The organism is Caloramator sp. Dgby_cultured_2, from assembly GCF_028872215.1.
GTDB classification, from domain to species: Bacteria; Bacillota; Clostridia; order Clostridiales; family Caloramatoraceae; genus Caloramator; species Caloramator australicus.
This window is the reverse complement of record NZ_CP118396.1, coordinates 301385-328141: the sequence shown is the minus strand read 5'-3', so window position 1 is coordinate 328141 and position 26757 is coordinate 301385. Positions and strand designations below refer to the sequence as shown.

Below are 26757 nucleotides of genomic sequence, written 5' to 3'. Positions count from 1 at the left end.
AAATGCAGTGAACTACCCCCACTTATAGAAGTGGTGGCTTCGTGGTCAATACTCAAAGCGGAGTAAGTTATCCCACGCTCAAAGGGCTGTTCCTTCCCCATATATACCAATCACATGGCTAATTTTAGCAAATTCTTACTTGCATTTATATCTCTATCATGAACTGCACCACACTTTGGACATTTCCATTCTCTCAATGCTAAATTCTTTACATCAGGATTTTTATATCCACATTCACTACATGTTTGACTTGATGCATAATTTTGTGGTGCTATTATTATTTCTCTGCCATACCATCTTGCTTTATATTCTAACATCCTTCTAAATTCTGCCCATGATACTTCTGTTATTGCTTTGGCTAATTTATGATTTTGTTGCATATTCTTTACCTGTAAATCTTCTAAAACTATCACTTGGTTTTCGTGTATAATTTTAGAAGATAATTTGTGAAGAAAATCTTTTCTTTGATTTGATATTTTTTCGTGTAGTTTTGCAAGTTTTTGTCTTGTTCTTTCATAGTTTTTACTTTGCTTTTGCTTTCTTGATAATGATTTTTGTATAATTTTAATTCTTTTTTCTGTTTTTCTTAACCATTTTGGATTTTCTACCTTTGTTCCATCAGATAAAATAGCAAATTCTTTAATGCCTAAATCTATACCTACTTTTTATCTATTTTAGGTAATTCTTTAATTTCTTCTTCTACAAGTATAGAAGCATAATATTTGCCTGTTGGCGTTTTTGATATAGTTACAGATTTAATTCTTCCTTCAAATTGTCTGTGTTGTTTTATTTTTATTTTTGTCTTTAACTTTGGAACTTTTAGATAACTATCTTCAAGTGTTACTGTCCCATTTTGATTATTTGTAGTATAAGACTGGTAACCTTTCTTTTTCTTGAATTTTGGGAGTCCTGTTTTTTATCTCTAAAGAAATTTTTATATGCTTTTTCTAAATTAAGTTGTGCGTTGGAAAGTGCAAGACTATCTACTTCTTTTAGAAAAGAATATTCTTTTTATATTGTGCAGGTGTATTGTTTAGCATTTCTCCTGTTTTTTTATAGTATTCTATTTTGTCATGTAGCATTTTGTTGTATATAAATCTTACACAACCAAATACTTTAGCAAAATATTCTTCTTGTTCTTTTGTTGGATATATCCTGTATTTATAAGCCTTTAGCAAAATTACACCTCCTTCCTGTAATACTGATTATATCATAAAAAAGAATTTATCAATCAACATTCATCACCCACTTATAGAAGTGGGCGACTTCTGTTACTCTTTAGTTAAATTCCTAATGCCTCCTTTAAATCTTTAACCCTTAGGCGGCTTACTTGAAGCTCTGTTTTTTCATCATCGTTCATAATAATTTTATAAGTTCCATTAAACCAAGGATATATCTCCTTTATTTTATTTAGATTTACTAAATAACTTTTATGAATTCTAAAAAATCCTGTCTTTTCCTCAATCTCATTTAAGGTATAATTTGTAAGATATGTCTTGTCCTTTGTTTTAACGAGAGTCTTATCATTTTCTATATAACAAAAATAAATAGCATCCAAATCTAGCAAAATAATCTTTTCGTTTTTTTCGCATGCTAGTTTTTTAATCCTATTTTGCCCTTCAAATTTTTCAACTAAATTTTTTATGCTTTTTTCAAGTAAATTTTTGCCGGCATATTTTTCAACATAATCCCTAAGTCTAATTAATGTTTTTTCAATTCTTTTGTCATTAAAGGGCTTTAATATATAATCAACAGCTCCAACTTCAAAGGCCTTTAATGCATATTCCTCATAGGCTGTTATAAAAATAAAGTAAATTTCTTTATTTAAAAGAGTTATTTCCTTTGCCAAATCCAACCCACTCATTTCCGGCATATTGATGTCCAAAAAACAACATCTATTTTATTCTCCTTCAACCAGTTTAAAGCTGCCTTACCGTCATTAAAAATTCCTTTGATTTCTATAAAATCATATTTATTTAAAATAAATTTAAGTTCCTCAATTGCAGGCATTTCATCTTCAACTATTATGCAATTTATCCTCTGCATATACTCCCTCCTTTGGGACTTCAAAGCTTACTTTAGTTCCAGCTCCATTCTCTGAAAAAATATTTAACGTTGCTCCTTCACCATAATAAATCTTTAGTCTATCGTTTATATTTTTAAGACCTATACCTGAACTATCCTTCAAAACCTTCTTTAATCTATCCTTCTCTATTCCAATTCCTGTGTCACTAACTTCAAAAAGACTTTATCTTTTATATCCTGAACTTTAATCTTGACTAATCCACCATCATGCTTTTTAGTTAAGCCATGCTTTATAGCATTTTCTACTAAAGGCTGCAAAATAAACTGTGGTATTAATATATCCCTTAACTTCTCATCTATTTCATATTGAATTTGTATTCTCTCCCCAAATCTTGCCTTCTCTATATTAAGATAAGATTCAATAAGTTCAAGCTCCTTGTTTAATGTAACAAACTCTTCGGATTTTAATGTCCCCCTAAAATAATTTGATAAATCTAAAATAAGATCCCTTGCCTTTATAGGATCTAATCTACAGAAGGAAGCAATTGTATTAAGAGCGTTAAACAAAAATGAGGATGGACTTGAGCCCTTAGAGCCTTCAATTCCGAAAGTGCAGCAGTCTCAACCTTTTTGTTTAGCTTATATATTTCAATTTGAATTGCTAAAAGCTCTGCAAGTTCCCTTAAAAATTCCTTAAATCTCTTATCATGGTCATCTAAGGAGTCTACTTCTATCCCTAAAACCCCCTCTATTTCATCATTAATTATAAGAGGAATAAAGTAAAAATAAATTTCTACATTGTTTTTATTATAAATCATAATTATCTTTTCCACAGGTTTTTTAAAATAATCCTTAACCTGCATATTTATAGTATCAACATCTAATTCATCTCCAATATAGCTTAAAACCTTTTCCTTATCTCCAATTAAAACTCCCTAAAATTACCATGGATTTTAATAATTTCAGCAATCTTTAAGGATGTATGTTTATTTAGACCCTTCCTTAAATAAACCGAAGCTTGTTTTGCTATATTTAAAGATTTTAAAGCATTTATGGCAGCTATTTCATTGTAATGCCTCCTGACTGTTTTAATTATATCAATAAATATTGCAACACCTAAGGCATTAATTATAATCATTGGAATGCCAATTTCCTTTTCAAGTTCTAACGCAAGATAAAAGGGCTTTGCCAACAACAATACAAGGAATATTTGAATAGTTTCTGCAACCACACCTGCCAAAAGGCCAAGGAATGGAGATAGTTCATGGCTTTTCCCTCTAAAATATGCTCCTACAAGGCCTTCTATTATTGTAGCAATCGCACAGGCAAAACCGGTAAATCCGCCCAGCAAAAGCCTATGTCCCCCGCAATAGCACCAACAATTGCACCTACTAGTGGACCTCCAATATATCCTGCTACTATTGCCCCAATAGGCCTTATATTAGCTATAGCACCGCCTGTCACCCTAACTCCAAGATAAGTGCCTAATATTGAAAATAGGCTAAAGGAAATTATTAAGGCTACCTTATCCCCTACAGTTAAATTCTTTTTAAAGAATTTTTCGAACAATGGCAAATGGGTAAAAATATATGCTGCCAGAGCAACAATGGCCATTCTTTCAAAGAGAGTTATAAAAAGCATCCTTTTACCTCCAGATTTTTAATTTCAACTTTAATTATAACATAAATTCTTTTGAGCTTATAAAGAAAAATATTTCCTTGTCTATATTATGTAAATACTTTATAATAAATTTGTTCACAAATAATGTAGTAGGATGGGGGTGAAGAGAATGGAAGAAGGAGGCAGTAGTAAAATTATCTTAAAAACAAACAAGAAAATATCCCAAACTAATTTTCCATTCTTAAAATTAACCCTATCATATTACATTAGGAGTGATGAAAATGAAAAACATAATAGAATTAATAAATCAAAAAAATTCCTGGAAGCTAGAGAGGAATTGGCAAAAAGAATGTTGTAGATATTGCTGCGTTACTTAGCGAAATAAAAGACAAAGAATTGGTCGTTAAGATATTTAGAATTCTTCCTAAGGATATTGCCGCAGATGTTTTTTCCTACATGGAACATGAACAAAAACTTTTTATTATAAATTCAATAACCGATGCTGAGGTAGCAAATATAATAAATGATCTTTATATAGATGATACTGTAGACTTTCTTGAGGAACTTCCAGCAAACATGGTCAAAAAATATTAAAGAATACTGATGAAGCTACCCGTGCAATTATTAATCAATTTCTAAATTATCCCGAACATTCAGCTGGAAGCATCATGACTATAGAATATGTAGATCTAAAAAAGAAATGACAGTTGAAGAGGCCCTTGAACATATTAGAAAAACCGGTGTAGACAAAGAAACTATAAATACCTGTTATGTTATAGATGAAAATAGAATCCTAGAAGGAATAATATCAATTAGAAAGCTTATATTATGCGATAAAAATAGTATAATTAAAGATATTATGAAAAAGACTTCATTTATGTAAACACTTTAGATGATCAAGAAACTGTAGCAAAGCTCTTTAAAAAGTATGACCTTATTTCTATACCAGTTACTGATAATGAAAAAAGGCTTGTAGGGATTATTACAATTGATGATATTATAGATATCATAGACCAAGAGAACACAGAGGACCTTCAAAAATGGCTGCCATGGCTCCAAGTGAGGAAGAATATTTAAAAACAAGCACCCTACAGCTTGCCAAAAATAGAATTACTTGGCTTTTAATACTTATGATTTCTGCAACTTTTACAGGCAACATCATAAGAAAGTTTGAGGATGTTTTACAATCAGTAGTAATTCTTGCCGCCTTTATTCCTATGCTTATGGATACAGGTGGAAATGCTGGTTCCCAATCATCAACTTTAATAATCAGAGGACTGGCTCTTGGTGAGATAAAGTCTAAAGATGTGCTAAAGGTTATAAAAAGGAATTGGGTGTAAGTTTATTAACAGGAATTGTATTAGCATTTGTAAATTTTATTAGATTACACTTTTTAGAAAAGACTAGCCTTTTAATTTCCATTACTGTTTGTATAAGCTTGTTCTTCACTGTTGTTCTTGCAAAGGTTGTAGGAGGTATTCTTCCAATAGCTGCAAAAAGCTAAGGTTGACCCTGCAATAATGGCAAGTCCATTAATAACAACAATAGTGGATGCCCTTGCCCTTATCATATATTTTACAACTGCAAAAGTTTTATTAAAAATATAAGGCTACCCATAACAAGGTAGCCTTATATTTTACGCCTTTATATCCTGTGATATTTTCTTATTTTTTATAACATTAATAGCTTCTAATAATAGAACAATCGCAAGTATAAACAGAACTATTGCAATTACAACCAATATATAATTTTTAGCTATAAAGTAATTTCTGGTCAGTATAATCAACGCAGAAAGCGTAACGCAGAACATAAAAATCATTGGAATAAGAGTAACTATCCTATTCTTACCTATTCTTGTTAACCATGCGGTAACAGCTAATAATGCAAGTGCTGCAAGAAGCTGATTTGCTGATCCGAAAATCGGCCATATCTTTTGATATCCATATGCTAAAATTAAAGATGCACAAACAATTGTAATTATTGTTGCAACATATTTATTAGTTAAAGCTGAATTCTTTCCTCCTACAGTTTCAAAGAATTCCTGGAATACATACCTTCCAAGTCTTGTTGCAGTATCAAGACTTGTTAACGCAAAGGCTGTAAATGCTAAAATTACAAATACCTTTCCAAATTCTAATGGAATTCCAAAGCTATTCATAAAGGTTGCAACGCCATTTGCAAATATCAATGCGGGTGTTCCTTCTGCCTTTGAAACATAAGCAATTGAAATCAAAGCAACAATTGCTAACATACCTTCAATAAGCATTGCACCGTAACCTACAAGTTTTGCATCTTCTTCTTTATCAATCTGCTTTGCCGATGTCCCTGAACTTACAAGGGAGTGGAAACCTGAAATTGCACCACAGGCAACTGTTACAAATAGTATAGGGAATAGATATTGTGCACCAGTCTTTGTTGTAACTGTAAATCCTTTAAAAGCAGCAAGTTCAAGATTAGGATGTAAAATAAATATTCCTAATAATCCTCCAAGAAGCATTGCATAAAGCATAAATGAGTTCAAATAGTCTCTTGGTTGTAATAATAGCCAAACTGGTAATACAGAGGCTAAGAAGATATAAATAAGAAGTATTACATACCACGTTGACTTAGAAAGAGCTAAGAAGGGGAACTTATATCCTATCCATATTGCAAGGAAAAGTAGTATTACTCCAACTACTGTTGAAACTGCAACGCCATAGCCTTTTCTATATACCATAAAACCAAATAAAACTGCAAGGACCATGAAAAGCATAGATGAGGTTGCAGCTGCTGGCCCTGCCTGGAAACCTTGCACCTCTGGATTGTAAGCAAAGGATGATGCTACGATATCAGTAAATGCTGCAACAATTAAAACTAACGTAAGCCAAGCAAAAAGGTTAAAAAGTATCTTTCCTTTTTTACCAACATTAGCTTCAATTATCTCACCTATCGATTTACCATCATGTCTTATAGAAGCTACTAATGAACCAAAGTCATGCACGCCACCTACAAATATACTTCCAATAACGATCCAAAGATAAACAGGAATCCATCCAAAAATCGCTGCCTGAATAGGTCCTGCGATAGGTCCTGCACCAGCAATGGAAGCAAAATGGTGACCTAAAAGAACCTTAGAGTTAGCTGGAACATAATCTACTCCATCGTATTTTGTATGGGATGGTGTTGGCCTTTTTGAGTCAATTCCCCATTGTCTAGCAAGATATCCACCGTATAATGTGTAGGCTGTTAAGAATAAAATTGCGCCTATAATAACTAGCCATACAGAATTCATAAAAACACCTCCTTATTTTTAAGGTGCTTCTTCAAGCACCTTTTTTAACGACTTGGCAGCTTTGCTAAAAATTAATTCATCGCTGGACAAGTCAACCAAAACTACTCTTACCTCACTCCAACCATGTAGATAAAATTTATATACTTTTTTATACTTAAATTTCTTTATATATTTTTTAATATCCTCTGTTGAAGCTTTGATGAGCAATATACCTGTTATGACGGTTGACATGTGATTAGGATTGGGTTTTACAAATTCCTTTTGCAATTCGACAAGGTTATTAACAAATCGTTTGACCTTATTTATATCAGCATTATGCACTATTTTTACAAATATAAATTCATTATTTTCATAACAATCTATAATATCCTTTTTTGTTAAAAAGGTTCTTATATTTTTAACATGGCTTTTGGCAAATAAATCAAATATTTCTCCATTATACCTAAACCCACTTGTCAATATCAAAGTTCCTTTTTAACTTCTCATATAAAAAGCTTATAAATTTTTCTTCCTGCATATTTATTCTCCTCTTTTAATATTTACTAATATTTATTTCTATATATGATAAATATTTCCTTCTTATTAAATGTTATATTTTTTTAATTAATACAAATATTATATTTGAGGTGATATATATGAATTTAACTCAAAAAGAAAGAATGTTACTACAAGATCAAAAGTCCCATGAAGAGTTATGCATAAAAAATACACAACCTATGCTCAGCAGGCTAAGGATCCTCAACTTAAACAAATATTTATGAATCACGCTCAAATTGAGCAGCAGCATCTTAATACAATAAATCAAATATTAAACGGTCAGGTTCCTAATATGAATCAGCAGCAAGGTCAAACTCCTCCTTCACCAAGCTTTACTCCTCCTGCGACACAGGCTGGAATTCCAAGTCAAAGTGAGGCTGATATGTGCAAAGACATTCTCGCAACCGAAAAGTATGTATCCGGAACTTATGATACGACTATATTTGAATTTAGAGACCACAACATAAGGCAGGTTCTTAATCATATTCAAAAGGAAGAACAGGAACACGGAGAAGCCATCTTTAAATACATGGAAAGCAAAGGAATGTATCAAGTGCAGTAAACAAAGACATGGCTCCAATAGGTTAATATTCTATTGGAGCCATTCTTATCCATTAATTACTCAACTGTTACTGACTTTGCAAGGTTTCTTGGTTTGTCTACATCGCAGCCTCTTTCAACTGCTGTGTAGTAAGCAAGAAGTTGTAGCGGAATTACGCTTAAAACCGGTGCTAAGATTGATAAAGTCTTTGGAAGATATACAACTGCATCTGAAACCTTTGAAATATCGTCATTGCCTTCAAAGGCAAAGGATATTACATGGGCACCTCTTGCAACAACCTCCTTGATGTTGCTTAACATTTTTCAAACAGTTCATCCTGTGTTGCAAGGGCAATTACAGGAACTCCCTTGTCTATTAAAGCTATTGGGCCGTGCTTTAGTTCTCCTGCTGCATAAGCCTCAGCATGGATATAGGAAATTTCCTTTATCTTTAATGCACCTTCTAATGCAACAGCAAAGTCAAGGCCTCTTCCAATATAGAACATATCCTTATGAACATAGTGCATTGCTGCAAATTTTTGAATTGTTTCCTTTTGTTCTAAAAGATGTTCCGCCTTTTCTGGAAGCTTTAACATTTCGTCCCTTATAAGTCTAAACTCTTCATCTGAAACATTGCCGTTAAGCCTTCCAAGATAAAGGGCTATTATATACATCGCAATAAGTTGTGTTACATAAGCCTTAGTTGATGCAACGGCAATTTCAGGACCTGCCCATGTGTATAAAACATCAGTAGCTTCCCTTGCAACTGAGCTTCCAACAACATTTGTTACAGCAATCACCCTTGCTCCATTTTCTTTGCCAAGTCTTAAGGCAGCAAGAGTATCTGCAGTTTCTCCCGATTGGCTTATAACTATCATCAAAGTATTTTTGTTTATAAGAGGATTTCTATATCTAAACTCAGATGCCACATCAACCTCAACAGGGACTTTAGCAAGTCTTTCTATAACATATTTTCCAACCATCCCTGCATGATATGCAGTTCCACAGGCTACTATATATATTTTATTTATATTCTCAAGATCCTCTTTAGTTAGTTTAATATCATCAAGTTTTATTTCATCTACTCCCGGCATTAGCCTTGAAGTCATTGTATCCTTAATCGCCTTTGGCTGTTCATGAATTTCCTTAATCATAAAATGCTCATATCCGCCTTTTTCAGCAGATGCAGCATCCCATGTTACATGGAAAACTTCCTTATTAACCTTTAATCCTTCAATTGTATAAATTTCAACATTATCCTTTGTTAAAACAGCCATTTCCCTATTGTCAAGAAGATATACATCCCTTGTGTATGGTAAAACCGCTGGAATATCTGAAGCTATAAAGTTTTCACCATTGCCTTTTCCTACAATAAGTGGACTGTCCTTTCTAACTGCGATGAGTTTATCTGGTTCTTTGCTGCAAACAATTCCAAGGGCATATGAGCCTTCAATTTTTGATACAGCCTGCATTGTTGCCTTTACAATATCCCCATCATAGAAATAATCTATAAGATGTGGAACTACTTCTGTATCTGTTTCAGTTTTAAATTCATAGCCTAATGAAATAAGCCATTCCTTAAGCTTTAAGTAGTTTTCTATTATACCGTTGTGAACAACGCTTATTGTAAAATCCTTGTTAGAATGAGGGTGGGAGTTAACATCTGAAGGCTCCCCATGGGTTGCCCATCTTGTGTGTCCAATTCCTAAAGAACCATCTATTGGATTAGCCTTCAATCTTTCCTCTAAGGCAGAAAGTCTTCCTTTACATTTTTCTATCTCAATTTTTCCGTTATTTACAATAGCAACACCTGCTGAGTCATATCCTCTATATTCAAGCTTTGATAAACCTTCAATCAAAATTGGAACAGCCTTTTTAGGCCCTATATATCCAACTATTCCGCACATATATTTTCTCCTTTCATATACTTTCTAGCTAGCATTTTTGACCCGCTCCCCTTTGTCCCGAAAATCGCTTTTCGGTTTTGTAGGGTAGCTAACGGTGGTCAGCCGCAGGGCATCCGCCGATTACTCGATAAACCCTGACCTCGTCAACTTATTGGCAACCCAATAAGTCCCGGCGCTTATAAGTTTTAACATCAAATCATCCTACTTTACTCTACTTATCCTCCTCCCTTCCTTTATAAATAAAGTCAAAACCGCCAAAGGGCAGTTTTGACTCTATTATATAATAATTATATGCAATTTTAAATATAATTGTTAAAAATTAATAAATTATTTAATTTTATCTGCATTTTTTCTCAATAAGTTCGGCAATTTTCCTTGCCATATTAGTAATCTTATCTAAATCTTCACCTTCTATCATAACTCTAACTAAAGGCTCTGTTCCTGACGGCCTTATGAGAACTCTTCCACTTCCATTTAGTTCTGCTTCAGTCTTTTCTATTTCCTTTACAATCTCCCCATCCTTTAAGTATGCATCCTTTTTGTCATTAGCAACCTTTGCATTTATTAGAACCTGAGGAAGCTCCTTCATTATTGAAGCAAGTTCAGACATCTTCTTTCTGCTCTTTTTAGAACAGAAACAAGCTGAAGGGCAGTTAAAAGACCGTCACCGGTGGTATTATAGTCAAGGAAAATAATATGCCCTGACTGTTCTCCTCCTATTTTATAGCCACCCTTTAACATTTCCTCTAAAACATATCTATCTCCAACCTTTGTTTTTACTGTGTTTATACCTTCCCTTTTGCAGGCTATGTCAAGTCCTAAATTGCTCATAACAGTAACAACAAGGGTATCTTTATCAAGTTTTCCCTTTTCCTTCATATCCTTTGCACATATTGTCATTATAAAATCTCCGTTGACGATGTTTCCATTTTCGTCTACAGCAAGGCATCTGTCGGCGTCACCGCCAAAGGCAAGTCCAATATCGCATCCTTTTTCTTGTGTGAATTTTCTTAATTCCTCCATATGGGTTGATCCACAATTTTTGTTTATATTTTTTCCATTAGGATTATTGTGGATAACATAAACTTCTGCACCTAACTCTTTAAAAAGCCTTGGAGCTGCAAAATATGAAGCACCTTCAGCACAATCAAGGGCAATTTTTAACCCTTTAAAATCAACGTCTATAGTTGATTTTAAAAATTCAATATAATCTAAAATAGCATCCTCTTTAAATTCCCTAACTCCAAGATCTTCTCCAATTGGGGAAGGCACTTCTGTAAGATTATTATTAATAACCTCCTCAATTCTATCTTCTACTTCATCTGGAAGCTTATATCCATCCTTATTAAAAAACTTTATCCCATTATATTCAACTGGGTTGTGGGAAGCTGATATCACAACGCCTGCATCAGCATTATATAATCTTGTAAGGTATGCTACTGCAGGAGTTGGAACAACTCCAACGCATATTGCATGGGCACCTACAGACATTATTCCAGCAACAAGAGCTGATTCAAGCATATCCCCTGAAATTCTTGTATCCTTTCCTACAATGATTGTAGGCTTGTGGGCACCTTCCGTTAAAACATAGGCACCTGCCCTTCCAAGCTTAAAGGCAAGCTCCGCTGTAAGCTCTCTATTAGCAATACCTCTAACTCCATCGGTTCCAAACATTCTTCCCATATCCTACTCTCCTTCTTGTAAACTTACATTTGATATATTAGCATATAGATACTTTCATATCAATAATTACTTTTTACAAGCATCTACCATGTTTTCTTCCACAACCCCTGCACTGTCCTTTCTCTTCATCTTTTATGCAGGAAAACTCCCTTGAGCCACATCGCGGACATCTTTCCTTTGATATTAAATTGCCTGTTGCCGCCTTCCATACTTCTCCACATTTTTCACACTTTGCAGTGCATTCGTTTATTATATAGTTTCCACCTTCTATTCTTAACACCTTGCCATTTACTAAACTGTCTGCAACTTTTTTCTTGGCTTCTGTATAAATTCTTTGAAACGTAGACCTTGCCACCATCATCCTTTCTGCACATTCAACCTGATCTAACCCCTCAAGGTCCATAAGTCTTAAGCTTTCAAGTTCCTCAAAGGATAAAATTATACAATCTTCATCAGGGGTGTCATTATCAATGGGACCAAATAACTTTATATTAGGGACATAATATATTTTTCTTCTTTTTTAGGCCTTGCCATTCCAATTCCTCCATAAATGTAATTTCCAATAATATTTTATCATTATTCCAGATTAATTCAACAAAAATAGTCCCCACTTTAAAGTGGGTTTAATGAGTCCCTAATATTCCAAGTTCTTTGCATTTCCTTTCTACCTTTGCAAAGGCATAACTTCCAACTAACCAAAAGATAAATATAGAAATAACAATTATTAGAAACTCTTTATCTAACGGCATTAAGGGAGTCTGACCTAATAATAATGCTCTAATACTATCATTTACATAAGTCATTGGCAAAATCATCGATATAAATACAAATCCCCTTGGCATTACCTTTATAGGGAAGGCCATACCTGACAAGGCATTTAATGTAGAATTTGTAATATCAACTATAGGTCCAGCTTCCTTTGCAATTAAAACTAACGAAGCAACGAAAAGTCCAAGGCCAAACAAACCTATTATACCCGGCAAAAGAAAGGAAATAGCCTTTAATATATTTTTATTAACTGTAAATCCAAAGGCAAAGTGACATACTATTCCTATTAAAATCACTTCAAAGGTAGTGGCTAAAAATTGAAATAGTGTCCTTCCTAAAAGTAGGGCGATTCTATTTGAAGGAGAGCTCCAATTTGATTCCAAAACTCCCTGTCTCATCTCATCCTTCAACGAAAATCCTACTGACCAAAATATCATAGAAACATATGCAGATACCATAAACCCAAGCACCATAAAACCTATATAATCTGAATTTCCAGTATATTTTTCAAAGCCTTCGATTCTTCCGTTGACGCTAAAGGCCTTACCCATGAAATAAAAGGGAGATAACCACATCAACGGCTCAAATAAAGTCATCAACACGTTTACCGGATATCTAAAATACATCTTCATGCTAATTAAAAACCTTGCCTTAAGCACATTTAAAAAGCTCATCTTCCCACCCCTAAAATCTTTCTAAAGAACCAGATATTTTTACTCTTTTTCTACTAATTTAAAAACCAACATTCCCAATATTAAAAATATTATACCTTCACCAGAACATAATATTAAATTATATGCAGTTTCCAATAAGGTTTTATCCATAATCAAAATGTCCCTTGCAGCTTGTATTCCAAAGGTAAAGGGTAAAAACTTGGCTAAAGCTTGCATCCAATTTGGCATTATATATATTGGATAAGTTATTCCACAAAGTATCATCATGATTCCCCTTGCAACATTTACAGCAGCATTAACTTCCTTTGCCCAAAGTATTAAACTTGCGAATATCATTCCAAGGCCATAAACTCCAGGAAAAAGTATAAGAAATACAACTATCCAATCTATTAAATTTCCAGTAAATTTAATTCCATAAATTAGCCTGTATTCTATGATTCCAATCACGCTAAACATAATGGATAGAACCATAGAAATTATGCCGGCACCAAGCAAAATTGAAAATTTGTTTACGGGACACAGCCAATTGGACTCTAAAGTTCCCCTTAACTGTTCCTCCCTTAAATATCCTCCATAATTCCACATAGTAATATTAACTGCCATCCAAACCATGGTGCCAATTACTATATAGCCCATTATATTTTCAGTTCCTGCAACCTTTTGAAACACAATAAGTCCTTTTTATCAGGTCCAGCATATGCAAAGGAAGTTAAGATGTATAAAAGTGGAAAAATAAGAGGCCAAATAATAACTGAAATAAACCATGTAGGATATCTAAATAAAGTTGCTAAATCCTTTTTAGCCACAGCTAGAATAACCCTTAAATTCTGCATTTTTTCACCTACTCCCTTAAACTCTTTCCTGTTAGATGGATAAACACATCCTCAAGGGACGGTTCTTCAACATTTATATTTAGAACCTTTGCTTTTTTCTTTAAAACATAATCTAAAATCTCATGAATGACGCTTTCTCCATCATGATGATGGATTGTAACCTCAAAGGTTCTATTTTGTTGATTATAGTGGCTTAATACATTTTGAACCTTTTCTAAATTTTTTAAACCCTCAATAGTCTCATAAGACGTCCCTATAAGTTCTAATTTCATAGTTTTCACTTCATTTATACTTTTTTTAAGATTATCTGGCTTGTCGAGGGCGATTATTTTTCCTGAATCTATAATAGCCACCCTATCGCTTAAAAAATCCGCCTCCTCCATATAATGGGTAGTCAATAGTATCGTCTTGCCTTCCCTTTTGAATTCAAGAATTATCTCCCTTAAATTTATAGCCGACTGGGGATCTAATCCTAAGGTAGGTTCATCTAATAATAATATTGGTGCATTAGGCATTAAGGCTTTACCAAGGGCCACTTTTTGTTTCATTCCTGTGGAAAATTTTTCAACTATTTGATCTGCCTTTTCGCTAAGTCCTAGCCTTTCTAAAATCATTTCTGCCCTTTCCTTTGCTTCTTTTCTTTTAAGTCCATAAAGGGCACCAAAATACTCGAGGTTTTCCCTTGCTGTCAATTTCCAATAAATACTTCTATCCCCAGCTAAAACTGTTCCAATATTTCTTTGGGCTTTTATAGTTTCCTTTACAACATCTATTCCCAAAACTAATATAGTTCCTTCAGTTGGGAGTAAAAGCCCTGTTATCATTTTTATTAAAGTTGTCTTTCCTGCACCATTAGGTCCTAAAAGGCCAAATATTTCTCCTTTATAAATATCAAAACTAACACCATCGACTGCTTTGAATTCTTTTACTTCTGATTTTTTAAATAGTGCTCTTTTCTTTGAATAAAAATATTTTTTTACATCTCTAACCTCTATTGCCTTCTCCACCCCTACAACACCCTTTCCAAAAATTTCTTATAAGTTTATTTTAACATAAAACTTAATTTTTTCAATATTCATTTTAATATTTTTAATATTGTTCTTAATTTTATTTTTATTTGTGATTTATATTTTTTATTTTTATAATATTATAATTAATTTTATAACTTCACAACCAATCAATCGGCTATTCGATAAATTAAGAATGATAAAATTGAAAAAATATAGAAAATTATTAGATAATGCTAAAATATGCTATATAAAAATAAAAGAGAGGCTAAGCCTCTCTTTATTTTGCAAACTCTGCTCCTCTTTCAAGGGCCTTTTTATTTAATTCGTAGAACTGCTCTTTTCCATGCTCCTTCAATGCCTTAAGAAGTGACTCCATTGAAACTATCTTAGTCTTTTCAACAAGAGCTCCTAAAAGAACCATGTTGGCAATCTTCTTTGATCCAACCTCTTCTGCAATCCTTTGTGCAGGTATTTTAATAACTTCTATGTCCGTTCTTTCTGGCTCTCTATTTACAAGGTCGCTATCCATTATCAAAAGTCCACCTTTTACAACATATCTTTCAAACTTATCAAGGGATGGTCTATTCATTACTACAACAGCTGTTGCATCCGTTACAAGCGGAGCACCGATTGGTTCATCGCTTACTATAACTGAACAATTTGAAGTTCCTCCACGCATTTCTGGTCCATAGCTTGGGAACCATGAAACATTTAAGTTTTCTTCAAGACCTGCATGGGCTAAAAATTTTCCCATTGAAAGAATTCCTTGACCGCCAAATCCTGCAAATATTATCTCCTGATGTGGCATTATTTCACCTCCCCAGCTGTTATATCCTTCTTAACTCCAAGAGGATAGTATGGTATCATGTTATCCCTTAACCATTTAATTGCTTCGTTTGGTGACAATCCCCAGTTTGTTGGGCAGATTGAAAGAACTTCTACCATTGTAAAACCTTTACCCTGCATTTGTAATTCAAAGGCCTTCTTTATAGCCTTCTTAGCCTTTATTATATTTGGAACGCTATCAACTGAAACTCTTTCAACATAAACTGCACCATCAAGAGTCGCAATCATTTCTGAAACCCTTATTGGATGCCCTGCAGTATTTACATCCCTACCATAGGGTGATGTTTCTGTAACCTGGCCTGGAAGCGTAGTAGGTGCCATTTGTCCCCCAGTCATACCATAGATAGCATTATTTACGAATATAGTAGTTATCTTTTCTCCTCTTGCTGCAGCATGAACTATCTCAGCTGTTCCTATAGCCGCAAGGTCACCGTCTCCCTGATAAGTAAATACTATACTATCTGGCACTGCCCTTTTAATACCTGTAGCAACCGCTGGTGCTCTACCATGGGCAGCTTCATACATATCGCATGTAAAATAATCATAAGCAAGAACTGAACATCCAACAGGTGCAACACCTATTGTTTTATCTAAGATTCCAAGCTCATCTATAACTTCTGCCACAAGTCTGTGGATAACTCCATGGGTATAACCAGGGCAGTAATGGGTTGGCACGTCTAAAAGTGCCTTTGGTCTTTCAAATACTATAGCCATTACTTAGCACCTCCTACGATTTCCTTAATTTTATTTGCAATTTCAGCTGGGGTTGGAACCATTCCACCGCTTCTTCCATAGAAGAATACAGGCTTTCTTCCGTTAACTGAAAGTTTTACATCTTCCACCATTTGACCTTCGCTCATTTCAATTGATATAAATCCAGCTTTAACCTTGTCCATAACTTCATCAAATGCCTTCTTGGGATATGGCCAAAGGGTTATCGGTCTTATTAGCCCAACCTTTATTCCTTCCTTTTCAAGCATCTTAATTGCATTTTTGCATATTCTTGATAATGTTCCATAGGATACTATTGCTAAATCAACTTCTCCATCAAAATTGTAAAGTTCATATTTAACTTCATTCTTTTCTATTTCAGCATATTTTGCTTGTAATTTTCTGTTGTGTGCTTCTAACTCCTCTGGCTTTAAGAAAAGTGAATTTATAACATTATGATTTTGTCTTCCTCTTAAGCCATTTGCAGCCCAAGTTTTTTCTGGAAGATTTCTTGTAGTTTGTCTTTCTTTAAATTCAACAGGTTCCATCATCTGCCCAAGCATTCCATCTCCCATAACCATAACAGGGTTTCTATACTGATCTGCAACATCGAAGGCTTCTTGAACAAGGTCAACAAGCTCTTGAACTGATGATGGTGCATAAACTACCATTCTATAGTCTCCGTGTCCGCCACCCTTTGTTGCTTGGAAATAGTCGGACTGTGCAGGCTGAATTCCACCAAGACCTGGGCCTCCTCTAACGATGTTTATGATTACACATGGAAGTTCAGCACCAGCTATATATGAAATACCCTCTGATTTTAAGCTAATTCCTGGACTTGAGGATGATGTCATCACTCTAACACCAGCGCCTGCTGCACCATAAACCATGTTTATAGCAGCAACTTCGCTTTCCGCCTGTAAAAATACTCTTCCAACCTGTGGCATTCTCCTTGACATATAGGCTGCAACTTCAGTTTGTGGTGTTATAGGATAACCGAAAAAGCATTGGCAGCCTGCATGGATAGCAGCTTCACCTATGGCTTCGTTACCCTTCATTAATACCTTTTTAGCCATCTTATTTACCTCCCTAAATTATTTTTCAACAGTTATAACAACATCTGGACAAATTCTTGCACATGAAGCACAAGCAATGCATTTTACCATCTTCTCTTCTGTCACTGTCGCTGGGTGATATCCTTTGATATTCAATTTTTCTGAAAAGGAGATGATTTTCACAGGACATACTTCGATACACAAGCCACATCCCTTGCACCTATCTTCTCTAAATGTTACCTTACCCATACATAGGCCTCCTTTTAAATTAATTACTCTAAGTCACGCCTCCAAGGAGGAAGCATAAATATTTTTATTGGGAAAATATTTCCCCCAATTTCTTCTTTAACTTGTGAAACCAAATCTTCCCTTACTGCCGTAAAGGCAATAGGAATATTAATTTTTTCTGAAACTTCCTTGACAATCTCAAATCCTTCTTTAATCATATCTACTGTTGTTTCATATGAAAGATTAGTATTATTAATAAGATATTTTACCTTTAGCCTCGATGCCCTTTGGATTTCATCTATATACTGAATTATGCTATCTACATCATTGGTTAAAGGCCTTATTGTATTAATAACAAAATACATATCATAGTCTTCTTCTCTAAAGTATTTATTGTATTGTCCTAAAGCAACAGCTCCCTGATCATCGCCACCAACATCTAAAACAACTTCATATGTTTTATCATTAAACACAGTTAAAGTATTTAAAGGCACTGTCCCAAGCTCTGCATTTGAAAACTCCTTTGGTGTAGCGATAACCTTTATACCCTTTTCTTCTAAATAATCTGTTTGATCTCTTGTGCAAAAATATGGATTTACTATATCAAGATCGGCAATCGCAACCTTTTTACCCTCTTCATTAAGTTTTAGAGCATAATTTATAGCTATTTCAGTTTTACCACTTCCAAAGTGACCTGTAAAAACTCTAATTCTTGACATTAAATCACCTACTTATATTCTTTAGCAATCTCTTCTCCCCTTAAAACTCTAAGTCCACCTTCTGCAAGGGCAAGCATCTCATCCTCACCCGGATAAACTACAACAGGTGCAATAAAGCTTATTCTTTCCTTGATCCATTCTACAAATGTCTTACCATATGCAAGACCGCCTGTTAGAATGATGGCATCTACTTCTCCCTTTAAAACAGTTGCACACATTCCTATTTCCTTTGCAACCTGGTATGCCATTGCCTTATAAACAAGTTCTGCTTCTTTATTTCCTTCATTCATCATCTTTTCAACGTCTCTTGCATCGTTTGTTCCAAAATAAGCCATAAGACCGCCTTTTCCTGTTATTTTTTTCTTTATTTCATCTAAAGTATATTTACCAGAGAAACAAAGTTTTACAAGATCTCCAACAGGTAGGCTTCCTGTTCTTTCTGGTGAAAATGGCCCTTCTCCATCTAAGGCGTTATTTACATCTACGACTCTTCCTTTTCTATGCGCTCCAACAGAAATTCCTCCACCTAGATGAGCCACTATTAAATTTAGCTCTTCATATTTTTTCTCATGTTCCTTTGCATATCTTTTTGCAACTGCCTTTTGATTTAAAGCATGGAATATGCTTTTTCTTTGTATTTCAGGCATACCTGATATTCTTGCAATTTCATCCATTTCATCTACTACAACTGGGTCAACGATAAATGCAGGAATGTTAACTGACTTTGCTATTTCATAGGCTATTACTCCACCTAAGTTAGATGCGTGTTGCCCTTGAACGCCAATCTTTAGATCTTCTATCATTTTTTCATTAACGTTATATGTTCCACCTTCGATTGGTTTTAAAAGTCCACCTCTACCAACTACAGCATTTAATGATTCGATTGGAACATTCTTTTCCTTTAAAGCACTTAGTATAACATTTTTTCTAAACTCGTATTGTTCAAATATAGTATTGTATGGTGCAAGCTCCTCTGATGAGTGTCTTAAAGTTTCAACGAATACGGGGTTTAAGTCATCAAAAACAGCTATTTTAGTTGAAGTTGAACCAGGATTAATAACAAGCATTCTAAACATAGAAATTCCTCCTTATTTTGTAACTTCAGCCACTAAACTAGCAAGGGCAATTGAATACAACTTGCTTTCGTTGCTATCAGCTCTCGAAGTTAATATTACTGGAGCAGCTGCTCCTGAAAGAATTCCTCCATTCTTTGCGTTAGATGTATATGTAAGAGTTTTATACATTGCATTTCCTGTTTCAATATTTGGAACTAAAATTATATCCGCATGGCCTGCAACAGGGCTCTTTATTCCCTTATGCTTAGCTGCTTCTTCTGAAAGGGCATTGTCTATTGCTAATGGTCCATCGATTATGCATCCCTTTATCTGTCCTCTATCGTTCATCTTTGATAAAACTGCTGCATCGATTGTTGGTTGCATATCAGGATTTACAACTTCAACTGCTGCAACAACTGCAACTTTTGGCATTTCCATTCCTATAGACTTCGCAACTACCACTGCATTTTCAATAATTTCCTTTTTAGTTTTCAAATCTGGTGCTATATTCATAGCAGCATCAGTTAAAAGAAGCATTCTATTTAATGCTGGAACTTCAAACACAGCAACATGGGATAAAACTTTACCAGTTCTAAGTCCCCTTTCCTTGTCTAAAACAGCTCTTAAGAATGTAGCTGTATCAACAAGTCCCTTCATTAGCATATGCGCTTTCTTGCTTGAAACAAGTTCAACAGCTAATAGGGAAGCTTTTGCATTGTCCTTTTCATCGATTATCTCAAACATATCCTCAGGAATTCCAAGGATTTTTTCACATTCTAAAATCTTTTCCCTATCTCCAACTAATATAGCATCTGCAATTCCCATTTTCTTAGCTTCAAATACAGCCTCTAATACAGGCTCATCCTGTGCAACAGCAACAGCGATTTTTTAGTTGGATAGCTTTTAACTTTTTCTAAAATTTGATCAAATGTTTTAATCATATTACCACCTCTTTTTCATATATTTTTGCTTCTTCTTCACCTTTAACTACTCTAAAGGCACCCTCTGCAAGGGCAAGCATTTCATCTTCCCCTGAAACTACTTCTACATCTGCAATGAATTTTACTCTATCTATAATTAATTCATTTAATAAATTAGAATGAGCAAGGCCTCCTGTTAAAATTATCCTGTCAACTTTTCCACATAAAACCGCTGCACAAGCTCCTATTTCCTTTGCGATTTGATAAGCCATAGCTTCAAATATAAGCTTTGCATATTCGTCGCCTTCATTTATCCTCTTTACAACTTCCCTTGCATCGTTTGTTCCTAAATATCCAACAAGGCCACCTTGACCAACCATTTTTTCTTAAGTTCCTTATATGTATATTTGCCTGAAAATGCTATTTTTACAAGATCACCAACTGGCAAACCTCCACATCTTTCAGGCGAGAAGGGTCCACCCTCATTAGCATTATTAACGTCTACTATCCTTCCATTCTTGAGAGGGGCAACAGAAATTCCTCCGCCTAGATGGGCAACAATAAAATTAACTTCATCTAACTTTTTGTTTAGCTTTTAGCTACCCTTCTTGATACTGCCTTAATATTTAAAGCATGGACTAACGACCTTCTTGGAATCTCTGGAAGACCTGAGATCCTTGCAATATCTTCAAACTCATCTACGGCAACCGGATCTACTATATATGCATTTATCCCCTGTGAATCGGCTATAGATTTGGCTATTATCCCCCAAGATTTGACGCATGTTCACCCTGATAACCTATCTTTAAATCCTCAATCATCTTATCAGTCACTAAATATGTCCCGCTTGGCATTGGTCTTAAAAGACCTCCACGTCCTACAATTGCAATAAATTGTGAAAGTTCAAATCCTTCTTCTTTGATCCATTCTAAAATAGCATTCTTTCTAAATTCATACTGATCAGCAATTTTTTCAAATTTTGCAAGTTCTTCTGCTGAGTGAGAAATATTTTGCTGCCTTAAATTTTCAGTTCCCTTAAAAATAGCTACCTTTGTTGAAGTTGAACCTGGATTAATTGCTAGTATAAGTTCCCTCATGATACCCCCACCTTTTAAAAAAGTATCCACTTATATTTTAATTTATTACACTTTAACTTTGCAACTATAATTTAAATTTAATTAAAACTTATCCTTCATAAGGTTTAAACTTTTGCATGATTTTTTCCGCAACCTTCATTCCATCAACAGCAGCTGAAATAATACCTCCAGCATATCCCGCTCCTTCACCTGCCGGATAAAGCCCTGATATATTGGCACTTTCTAAATTTTCATTTCTTTCCATTCTAATAGGAGATGACGTTCTTGTTTCAACCCCCGTCATAATTGCATCATATCTTGCAAAACCTCTTATTTTTTGTCAAAATCCTTCAATCCTTCTTTTATGGAATTTATTACATAATTAGGTAGACATTCACTTAAATTAGCAAAATTATATCCCCTTGTATAACTTGGTTTAACCTTGCCCAATTTTGTGGAAATTTTATCCTTTAAAAAGTCTCCAACCAGCTGAACAGGAGCTAAATAATTTCCACCACCTTTTTTAAAGGCAAGGCCTTCATAATGTCTTTGAAATTCTACACCTGCAAGGGGTGATCCGAACCAAAATCAGAAGGGTTAACTCCAACCACAATTGCACTATTTGCATTTTCTTTATCCCTAGCAAACTCACTCATTCCGTTAGTTACAACCATATTTTCCTCAGATGAAGCTGCAACTACAGTCCCCCTGGACACATGCAAAAGGAATAAACAGGCCTTCCTGACCTTGTTGTATAGGTTAATCTGTAGTCAGCTGCCTTAAGCCTTGGATGTCCTGCAAATTTCCCATATTGATTTTCATCTATCATTTTTTGAAGATGTTCAATTCTTAATCCTATTGCAAAGGGCTTTGGTGATATTAAAAGTCCCTTATTGAATAAAACTTCATAAGTATCCCTTGCACTATGCCCTATTGCTAGTATAACTACATCACTGGGAATTTCAATGTTATCATTTACAATTATGGATACCAGTTTGCCATCCTTTATATTAAATCCAGTAACCTTAGAATTAAAGTAAATTTCACCTCCTAAAGATATAATCTTTTTTCTAATATTCTTCACAACCGTCTTTAATATATCCGTTCCAATATGTGGTTTTGCAACATACTTAATCTCCTTTGGTGCACCAGCCTTTACAAATTCATCTAAAACAAAATCACATCTTTTATCCTTTATTCTCGTTGTAAGTTTACCGTCTGAATATGTTCCTGCTCCGCCTTCCCCAAACTGAACATTGGATTCTTTATTTAGCTTACCTTCCCTCCAAAATATTTCAACATCTTTGTCCCTTTCATCGACTTCCTTTCCTCTTTCAAATATTATCGGCCTATAGCCATGCATAGAAAGTAAAAGTCCAGCAAATAATCCTGCTGGCCCTAACCCGATAATTATTGGTCTATAATTTAACTTTTCATTACCATATTCAATTTTCAATTCTTCTTCCTTTGGTTCAATCGTTATATCTTTATTCGATGCCCTTTCTACTATCTTTATTTCATCCCTACACTCAAACATAACTTGATAAACAAAATCAATTTTTCCCTTTCTTCTTGCATCTACCGATTCCTTTAAAATCCTGAAATTTTGCATATCGTCAACTGAAATATTCGCAAGCTTTGCTGCTTTAGGTTTTAATAGGCTGATGTCCTCATCAATAGATAGTCTTATGTTGTTTATTTTAATTGGCATATGCAACCTCCATCATTTTTTATTTATATTTACTGTAGCTTCATTTATATGCTTTCTTTTTAGAGCCACATTGTTAGGCAAATCAAGTTTTATTGGAATTTGATATTCGCCCTCCTGCTTATCTGATACATCTACATAAGCAATAATAGAATCTGAACTAAGAGAATTAATTATGCTTTCTGATCCCATAACTGTAACGTTAATCTTTGTTGGATAAACTAAATAATCATAATCGTTGTTAACATTATGAATTTGTAAATCTACCGATAATGTCTTTTCTATTTTATTTTCTACCTTTATGTCAACGGTTATACTTTTTATATTATTTGCTAGTGAAATGCCTTCTGGGATTATCAAATTAATATCTTTATAGGTTGATAAATTAATCTTTGACAAATCCATCGGTTCTGTCTCAATATAATCAACAGCATTAATTATGTCTTTTTCACCAATTATTTTAACAGATGCAGGCATTGGGCTTATTGAATGTAATATTTTATTGTCCGGAACTTCGCCCTTTGTTTTTACTATAACAGGAACTTCTTTAGACGGCTTAATCGGAAAGTAAACATCAATATATTTAGGCTCAATATTAAGGTATTGGACAGAATCTCCATAACTGTCTATAACCTTTATTGGTAAAGAGGCTGAAAAATCAGTATCCCGCTTAGATAAATCGACATTTATAACAGCACCTATAGCTTTAGCTACATATGTTTCTGGTCCTCTTATTAAAATCTCTGAGGGCTTTATATTTGGATTAACATATCCAAAGCCTTCCTTAGGCTGGCCAGTTATATTTAAGCTTACGGGAACAGTCTTTTCAAGTAAGCTATCGATCTTTACCTTGACATAGGGAATTCCCCTTTCATAAAGAACAGAAACCCCTTTAGGTGCCGATTTAACCTCAACCGGAACATTGTTAATTCCCTTTTTAATATATCCTCCTAAATCCGCCTCTAATCTAAAGTCTTCAGGTTTTGCCTTAAAAACATCCATTGCTCTTCCTGTAATTGTTAAATTTACCGCAAAGGTTTGGTTAGGAACTATCGTCAAATTGTTTTGTTCTAAATTATCAAGATTAGTAAAATAAACTGGAATATCTTCTATAACCCTAGTTTGTGTTGGATTTTGTTCCCCCATAACATAAATCCATAAAACAAAAGCAATAAATACACAAAAATCATAGTTATTATTTCTTGTTTGTTTTTCCAAGCCATATTTTCACCTTCTTAAACATTGTTGAATCAGTAAACATATTATGGATAAGAAGCTTTGTTAGGACATTTTTTAGCCTTTCTATGTTGTATCCCCTTGTAAGTCTTCCATTTATCGCCAAAGAAATAGTGCCGGTTTCTTCAGAAACAACAATGGAAATGGCATCTGACGATTCTGTTACACCTATTGCTGCCCGATGTCTTGTTCCAAGATCCTTATTGACATTTTGCTCTGTTAACGGCAGAACACATCCTGCAGCAACAATCCTATCTCTTCTTATTATTACCGCCCCATCATGAAGTGGAGAGTTTTCAAAGAAAATATTTTCCAAAAGCTCGGATGAAACAATACCATCGATTTTTGTTCCGCTTGCCACGAAATCATTAAGTCCAGTCTCCTGTTCAATAACGATTAGAGCACCTGTTTTAGTCTTTGCCATATTATTGACAGCCACAGCTATTTCATCTACAACCTTTTGAATTTCTTCATCCGATTCAAAAACTTTTTAGTTAAGAATCTACTTCTTCCTAAATGTTCCAGAGCCTTTCTCAATTCTGGTTGAAAAATAATAAGTAACGCAATAACTCCAACTGTTAATGTATTTTTAATTAGCCAATATAAAGTTACAAGTCCAAACCAATCGCTAAGTTTCATAACAACAGCGATAAAAACAAGTCCCTTTAAAAGCTGTTCAGCCCTTGTCTGTTTTATAAAAATATAAAATTCATAAAAAATGTAAGCTACTATTAAAATATCAATAACATTTCTTATACTCATATTTTTAATAAGATCCATAATTCCAGTAAAGCCATTCATATAACTTTCACTCCCACAATAAATCTCAACTATAATTATATATCAAAAAATTTTTTATTAGTATAATTTAATGAATTAAATTTTTAGATTATGGAAAAATTATTTAAGGAATATAATGTAAAGGAGTGATCCTATGTTAGAAAATGAAAGAATAGAAAATGAAATTAGAGATCTACTAGAAAGAGAACTTAAAGAACTTTCTATGGATATAAACGTAAAATGTGTAAATGGTCATGTAACTTTATATGGAATAGTTGACACACTATCTGAGAAATTAGCTGTAGAAGAATTAGCATCAAGAATTGATGGGGTAGATTCTATTGAAAATTCAATAACCGTCTCAACTGATGGAACAATAGAAGACAAAGAAATTGAAGAAAACGTAATGAATAAATTTAAAGGACATCCTGAACTTACCTCAGTTGGTGTTCAGGTTCAAAGAGGAACAGCAATTTTGAAAGGCAGGGTAAAAACATTAAAGGAAAAAAATTAGCCATGAAATTAGCATCAGAAGCCCTTGGGATTAAAGACGTTGTATCCCATGTTGAAATTGATTCTTTATATAAAATTGACGATGTTACAATCAACAACAGAATACAAACTGAACTTGTAAACAATAATCTGGACAGAAATGATATAAGGGTTTTCGTTGACAATGGAAGTGTAAGATTAACCGGTTATGTGGATAGTCTTCATGATATGGAAACAGCTGAGGAAATTGCAGAAGGCATCGAGGGAGTAAGAAATGTAAAAAACTTTTTGAAAATTAGAAGGAAATAATTGGATTTAGTAGAATTTTATTAGTAAATATTTATTGGAGGGGTTCAATGAGAAATAAAATCCAAGGAGAAATAAAAATAAATAAAATTAAAATACTAATAGTTTTATTAACCTTAACCCTTACTTCTTCAATCATCTATTTTTCTTTTTATTACTTATATAACTCTATAAACCAATCCTATTTAAAGCAAGTTAAAAAGATATTAAACAATGCAGAACAATTAAATAAGGACATTTCAAAAAATTAGCTCTTTTACAGTCGATTTCTATTGATGATAATACATCCATTAAAAATTTAATATCTGAAATTGAAAACAAAGAAGTTAGAATGGGTGACTTAATTATTGAACTACAAAATATTACTCCGCCGGAAAAATACACATATGAGCATAAAAAGTTATTGAATGTATTAATACAAACAAAAACTCCTTACGCAACTTAGGCTTATTATGAATAACCTAAAATCCAACAAAATATTTAATGCTATAGATAATTTCAACAAATACATGCTTGAAACTCAGGAAAAATATAACAATTTAAAAATAGCTAAAATCAAATTACCTTCTGAATTTGCTATTTTGCCAAACAATTTACATACATTTGCATATAAATACTATTCAACCTACGAACAAAAAATAGATTATTTGAACAATATCAAAATTATTTTATCGAAATGGATAAATTGATTAATGAATTTATTTATATAAAAACAGATTTAAATACTTATTTAGATAATATAATGAATAGTCAAGAT

General features: G+C 33.7%; 23 protein-coding genes and 9 pseudogenes. 6 read left to right on the top strand and 26 right to left on the bottom strand.

Annotated elements, in window-relative coordinates:
- Nucleotides 1-110: 110 nt before the first annotated feature.
- The 7 genes and pseudogenes from tnpB to PWK10_RS02145 form a co-directional block, all read right to left on the bottom strand.
- Nucleotides 111-1178, bottom strand: a pseudogene (gene tnpB, locus PWK10_RS02175) (IS200/IS605 family element RNA-guided endonuclease TnpB).
- A 104-nt stretch (nucleotides 1179-1282) separates the two neighbouring features.
- Nucleotides 1283-1849 carry a LytR/AlgR family response regulator transcription factor gene (locus PWK10_RS02170; protein ID WP_274767235.1) on the bottom strand — a complete coding sequence of 189 codons (567 nt, stop codon included), beginning with the start codon at nucleotides 1847-1849 and terminating at the stop codon, nucleotides 1283-1285.
- A gap of 11 nt (nucleotides 1850-1860) precedes the next feature.
- Complete coding sequence (locus PWK10_RS02165; protein WP_274767234.1) at nucleotides 1861-2046, bottom strand: LytR/AlgR family response regulator transcription factor; 186 nt, start codon at nucleotides 2044-2046, stop codon at nucleotides 1861-1863.
- On the bottom strand, nucleotides 2018-2188 hold the full coding sequence (locus PWK10_RS02160) for a sensor histidine kinase (protein ID WP_274767233.1): 171 nt from the start codon (nucleotides 2186-2188) through the stop codon (nucleotides 2018-2020). Before PWK10_RS02160 ends, PWK10_RS02165 begins: the two co-directional genes overlap by 29 nt.
- Nucleotides 2189-2211: 23 nt before the next feature.
- Nucleotides 2212-2592 carry a sensor histidine kinase gene (locus tag PWK10_RS02155; RefSeq protein WP_274767232.1) on the bottom strand — a complete coding sequence of 127 codons (381 nt, stop codon included), beginning with the start codon at nucleotides 2590-2592 and terminating at the stop codon, nucleotides 2212-2214.
- Nucleotides 2550-2888 carry a hypothetical protein gene (locus PWK10_RS02150; RefSeq protein ID WP_274767231.1) on the bottom strand — a complete coding sequence of 113 codons (339 nt, stop codon included), beginning with the start codon at nucleotides 2886-2888 and terminating at the stop codon, nucleotides 2550-2552. Before PWK10_RS02150 ends, PWK10_RS02155 begins: the two co-directional genes overlap by 43 nt.
- 62 nt (nucleotides 2889-2950) lie before the next feature.
- A pseudogene (locus PWK10_RS02145) lies at nucleotides 2951-3639 on the bottom strand (LytS/YhcK type 5TM receptor domain-containing protein).
- 287 nt (nucleotides 3640-3926) lie between these two features.
- Here PWK10_RS02145 and mgtE point away from each other — a divergent pair.
- Nucleotides 3927-5252: pseudogene (mgtE, locus tag PWK10_RS02140) on the top strand (magnesium transporter).
- A 29-nt stretch (nucleotides 5253-5281) separates the two neighbouring features.
- Here mgtE and PWK10_RS02135 read toward each other — a convergent pair.
- The gene (locus PWK10_RS02135) at nucleotides 5282-6916 is read right to left on the bottom strand and encodes a carbon starvation CstA family protein (protein ID WP_008909268.1); all 1635 of its coding nucleotides are present in this window, start codon (nucleotides 6914-6916) and stop codon (nucleotides 5282-5284) included.
- An 18-nt stretch (nucleotides 6917-6934) separates the two neighbouring features.
- On the bottom strand, nucleotides 6935-7375 hold the full coding sequence (locus PWK10_RS02130) for a hypothetical protein (protein WP_274767230.1): 441 nt from the start codon (nucleotides 7373-7375) through the stop codon (nucleotides 6935-6937).
- Nucleotides 7376-7610: 235 nt separating this feature from the next.
- Here PWK10_RS02130 and PWK10_RS02125 point away from each other — a divergent pair, with 235 nt between their 5' ends.
- Entirely contained in the window at nucleotides 7611-8015 is a 405-nt protein-coding gene (locus tag PWK10_RS02125) for a spore coat protein (protein WP_446715280.1), read from the top strand.
- 56 nt (nucleotides 8016-8071) lie between these two features.
- Here PWK10_RS02125 and glmS read toward each other — a convergent pair.
- From glmS to cdaA, 17 genes and pseudogenes are all read right to left on the bottom strand, one after another.
- Nucleotides 8072-9900 (bottom strand): annotated as a pseudogene (gene glmS, locus PWK10_RS02120) (glutamine--fructose-6-phosphate transaminase (isomerizing)).
- Between the two features lie 337 nt (nucleotides 9901-10237).
- Nucleotides 10238-11583: pseudogene (glmM, locus tag PWK10_RS02115) on the bottom strand (phosphoglucosamine mutase).
- 73 nt (nucleotides 11584-11656) lie between these two features.
- Nucleotides 11657-12091, bottom strand: coding sequence for a DUF134 domain-containing protein (locus tag PWK10_RS02110; RefSeq protein ID WP_446715325.1), 435 nt, complete (start codon nucleotides 12089-12091; stop codon nucleotides 11657-11659).
- Nucleotides 12092-12206: 115 nt separating this feature from the next.
- Nucleotides 12207-13025, bottom strand: a complete 819-nt coding sequence (locus tag PWK10_RS02105) for an ABC transporter permease (protein ID WP_274767229.1) — start codon at nucleotides 13023-13025, stop codon at nucleotides 12207-12209.
- A gap of 39 nt (nucleotides 13026-13064) precedes the next feature.
- Nucleotides 13065-13694 (bottom strand): ABC transporter permease, encoded by a 630-nt coding sequence (locus PWK10_RS02100; RefSeq protein WP_274767228.1) that lies wholly within the window; start codon nucleotides 13692-13694, stop codon nucleotides 13065-13067.
- 172 nt (nucleotides 13695-13866) lie between these two features.
- Nucleotides 13867-14865 (bottom strand): ABC transporter ATP-binding protein, encoded by a 999-nt coding sequence (locus PWK10_RS02095; RefSeq protein WP_274767227.1) that lies wholly within the window; start codon nucleotides 14863-14865, stop codon nucleotides 13867-13869.
- A gap of 280 nt (nucleotides 14866-15145) precedes the next feature.
- Nucleotides 15146-15676 carry a 2-oxoacid:acceptor oxidoreductase family protein gene (locus tag PWK10_RS02090; RefSeq protein ID WP_008907388.1) on the bottom strand — a complete coding sequence of 177 codons (531 nt, stop codon included), beginning with the start codon at nucleotides 15674-15676 and terminating at the stop codon, nucleotides 15146-15148.
- Entirely contained in the window at nucleotides 15676-16428 is a 753-nt protein-coding gene (locus PWK10_RS02085) for a thiamine pyrophosphate-dependent enzyme (RefSeq protein ID WP_274767225.1), read from the bottom strand. The genes PWK10_RS02090 and PWK10_RS02085 overlap by 1 nt, the downstream gene beginning before the upstream one ends.
- A complete protein-coding gene (locus PWK10_RS02080; RefSeq protein ID WP_274767224.1) occupies nucleotides 16428-17501 on the bottom strand; it encodes a 3-methyl-2-oxobutanoate dehydrogenase subunit VorB in 1074 nt (357 codons plus the stop codon). Before PWK10_RS02080 ends, PWK10_RS02085 begins: the two co-directional genes overlap by 1 nt.
- 18 nt (nucleotides 17502-17519) lie before the next feature.
- Nucleotides 17520-17729: a 4Fe-4S binding protein gene (locus PWK10_RS02075; protein WP_008907392.1), complete on the bottom strand. Its 210-nt coding sequence runs from the start codon at nucleotides 17727-17729 to the stop codon at nucleotides 17520-17522.
- A gap of 23 nt (nucleotides 17730-17752) precedes the next feature.
- Entirely contained in the window at nucleotides 17753-18427 is a 675-nt protein-coding gene (locus PWK10_RS02070) for a nucleotide-binding protein (RefSeq protein WP_008907393.1), read from the bottom strand.
- A gap of 8 nt (nucleotides 18428-18435) precedes the next feature.
- The gene (gene buk / locus PWK10_RS02065) at nucleotides 18436-19503 is read right to left on the bottom strand and encodes a butyrate kinase (protein WP_274767223.1); all 1068 of its coding nucleotides are present in this window, start codon (nucleotides 19501-19503) and stop codon (nucleotides 18436-18438) included.
- Between the two features lie 12 nt (nucleotides 19504-19515).
- Nucleotides 19516-20423, bottom strand: a pseudogene (gene ptb, locus PWK10_RS02060) (phosphate butyryltransferase).
- A pseudogene (gene buk / locus PWK10_RS02055) lies at nucleotides 20420-21499 on the bottom strand (butyrate kinase). Before buk (PWK10_RS02055) ends, ptb begins: the two co-directional pseudogenes overlap by 4 nt.
- Before the next feature lie 88 nt (nucleotides 21500-21587).
- Nucleotides 21588-23189 (bottom strand): annotated as a pseudogene (locus PWK10_RS02050) (NAD(P)/FAD-dependent oxidoreductase).
- Nucleotides 23190-23201: 12 nt separating this feature from the next.
- Entirely contained in the window at nucleotides 23202-24404 is a 1203-nt protein-coding gene (locus PWK10_RS02045) for a CdaR family protein (protein ID WP_274767222.1), read from the bottom strand.
- A pseudogene (gene cdaA / locus PWK10_RS19325) lies at nucleotides 24382-25223 on the bottom strand (diadenylate cyclase CdaA). Before cdaA ends, PWK10_RS02045 begins: the two are co-directional and overlap by 23 nt.
- A 133-nt stretch (nucleotides 25224-25356) precedes the next feature.
- Between cdaA and PWK10_RS02035 the strand changes: the two are divergent.
- From PWK10_RS02035 to PWK10_RS02020, 4 genes are all read left to right on the top strand, one after another.
- Nucleotides 25357-25716, top strand: coding sequence for a BON domain-containing protein (locus PWK10_RS02035; RefSeq protein ID WP_008907400.1), 360 nt, complete (start codon nucleotides 25357-25359; stop codon nucleotides 25714-25716).
- A gap of 2 nt (nucleotides 25717-25718) precedes the next feature.
- A complete protein-coding gene (locus PWK10_RS02030) occupies nucleotides 25719-26003 on the top strand; it encodes a BON domain-containing protein (protein ID WP_008907401.1) in 285 nt (94 codons plus the stop codon).
- A 47-nt stretch (nucleotides 26004-26050) separates the two neighbouring features.
- On the top strand, nucleotides 26051-26251 hold the full coding sequence (locus tag PWK10_RS02025; RefSeq protein WP_274767221.1) for a hypothetical protein: 201 nt from the start codon (nucleotides 26051-26053) through the stop codon (nucleotides 26249-26251).
- A gap of 201 nt (nucleotides 26252-26452) precedes the next feature.
- Nucleotides 26453-26689, top strand: a complete 237-nt coding sequence (locus tag PWK10_RS02020) for a hypothetical protein (RefSeq protein ID WP_274767220.1) — start codon at nucleotides 26453-26455, stop codon at nucleotides 26687-26689.
- Nucleotides 26690-26757 lie beyond the last annotated feature (68 nt).

Excerpts from the sequence above, each read along its gene's own strand:
- PWK10_RS02165 (WP_274767234.1), bottom strand. The coding sequence starts at position 2,046 with ATGCAGAGGATAAATTGCATAATAGTTGAAGATGAAATGCCTGCAATT.
- PWK10_RS02150 (WP_274767231.1), bottom strand. The coding sequence starts at position 2,888 with ATGCAGGTTAAGGATTATTTTAAAAAACCTGTGGAAAAGATAATTATG.
- PWK10_RS02135 (WP_008909268.1), bottom strand. The coding sequence starts at position 6,916 with ATGAATTCTGTATGGCTAGTTATTATAGGCGCAATTTTATTCTTAACA.
- PWK10_RS02125 (WP_446715280.1), top strand. The coding sequence starts at position 7,611 with ATGCATAAAAAATACACAACCTATGCTCAGCAGGCTAAGGATCCTCAA.
- PWK10_RS02105 (WP_274767229.1), bottom strand. The coding sequence starts at position 13,025 with ATGAGCTTTTTAAATGTGCTTAAGGCAAGGTTTTTAATTAGCATGAAG.
- PWK10_RS02090 (WP_008907388.1), bottom strand. The coding sequence starts at position 15,676 with ATGCCACATCAGGAGATAATATTTGCAGGATTTGGCGGTCAAGGAATT.
- PWK10_RS02085 (WP_274767225.1), bottom strand. The coding sequence starts at position 16,428 with ATGGCTATAGTATTTGAAAGACCAAAGGCACTTTTAGACGTGCCAACC.
- PWK10_RS02080 (WP_274767224.1), bottom strand. The coding sequence starts at position 17,501 with ATGGCTAAAAAGGTATTAATGAAGGGTAACGAAGCCATAGGTGAAGCT.
- PWK10_RS02075 (WP_008907392.1), bottom strand. The coding sequence starts at position 17,729 with ATGGGTAAGGTAACATTTAGAGAAGATAGGTGCAAGGGATGTGGCTTG.
- PWK10_RS02070 (WP_008907393.1), bottom strand. The coding sequence starts at position 18,427 with ATGTCAAGAATTAGAGTTTTTACAGGTCACTTTGGAAGTGGTAAAACT.
- buk (WP_274767223.1), bottom strand. The coding sequence starts at position 19,503 with ATGTTTAGAATGCTTGTTATTAATCCTGGTTCAACTTCAACTAAAATA.
- PWK10_RS02035 (WP_008907400.1), top strand. The coding sequence starts at position 25,357 with ATGTTAGAAAATGAAAGAATAGAAAATGAAATTAGAGATCTACTAGAA.
- PWK10_RS02030 (WP_008907401.1), top strand. The coding sequence starts at position 25,719 with ATGAAATTAGCATCAGAAGCCCTTGGGATTAAAGACGTTGTATCCCAT.
- PWK10_RS02025 (WP_274767221.1), top strand. The coding sequence starts at position 26,051 with ATGAGAAATAAAATCCAAGGAGAAATAAAAATAAATAAAATTAAAATA.
- PWK10_RS02020 (WP_274767220.1), top strand. The coding sequence starts at position 26,453 with ATGAATAACCTAAAATCCAACAAAATATTTAATGCTATAGATAATTTC.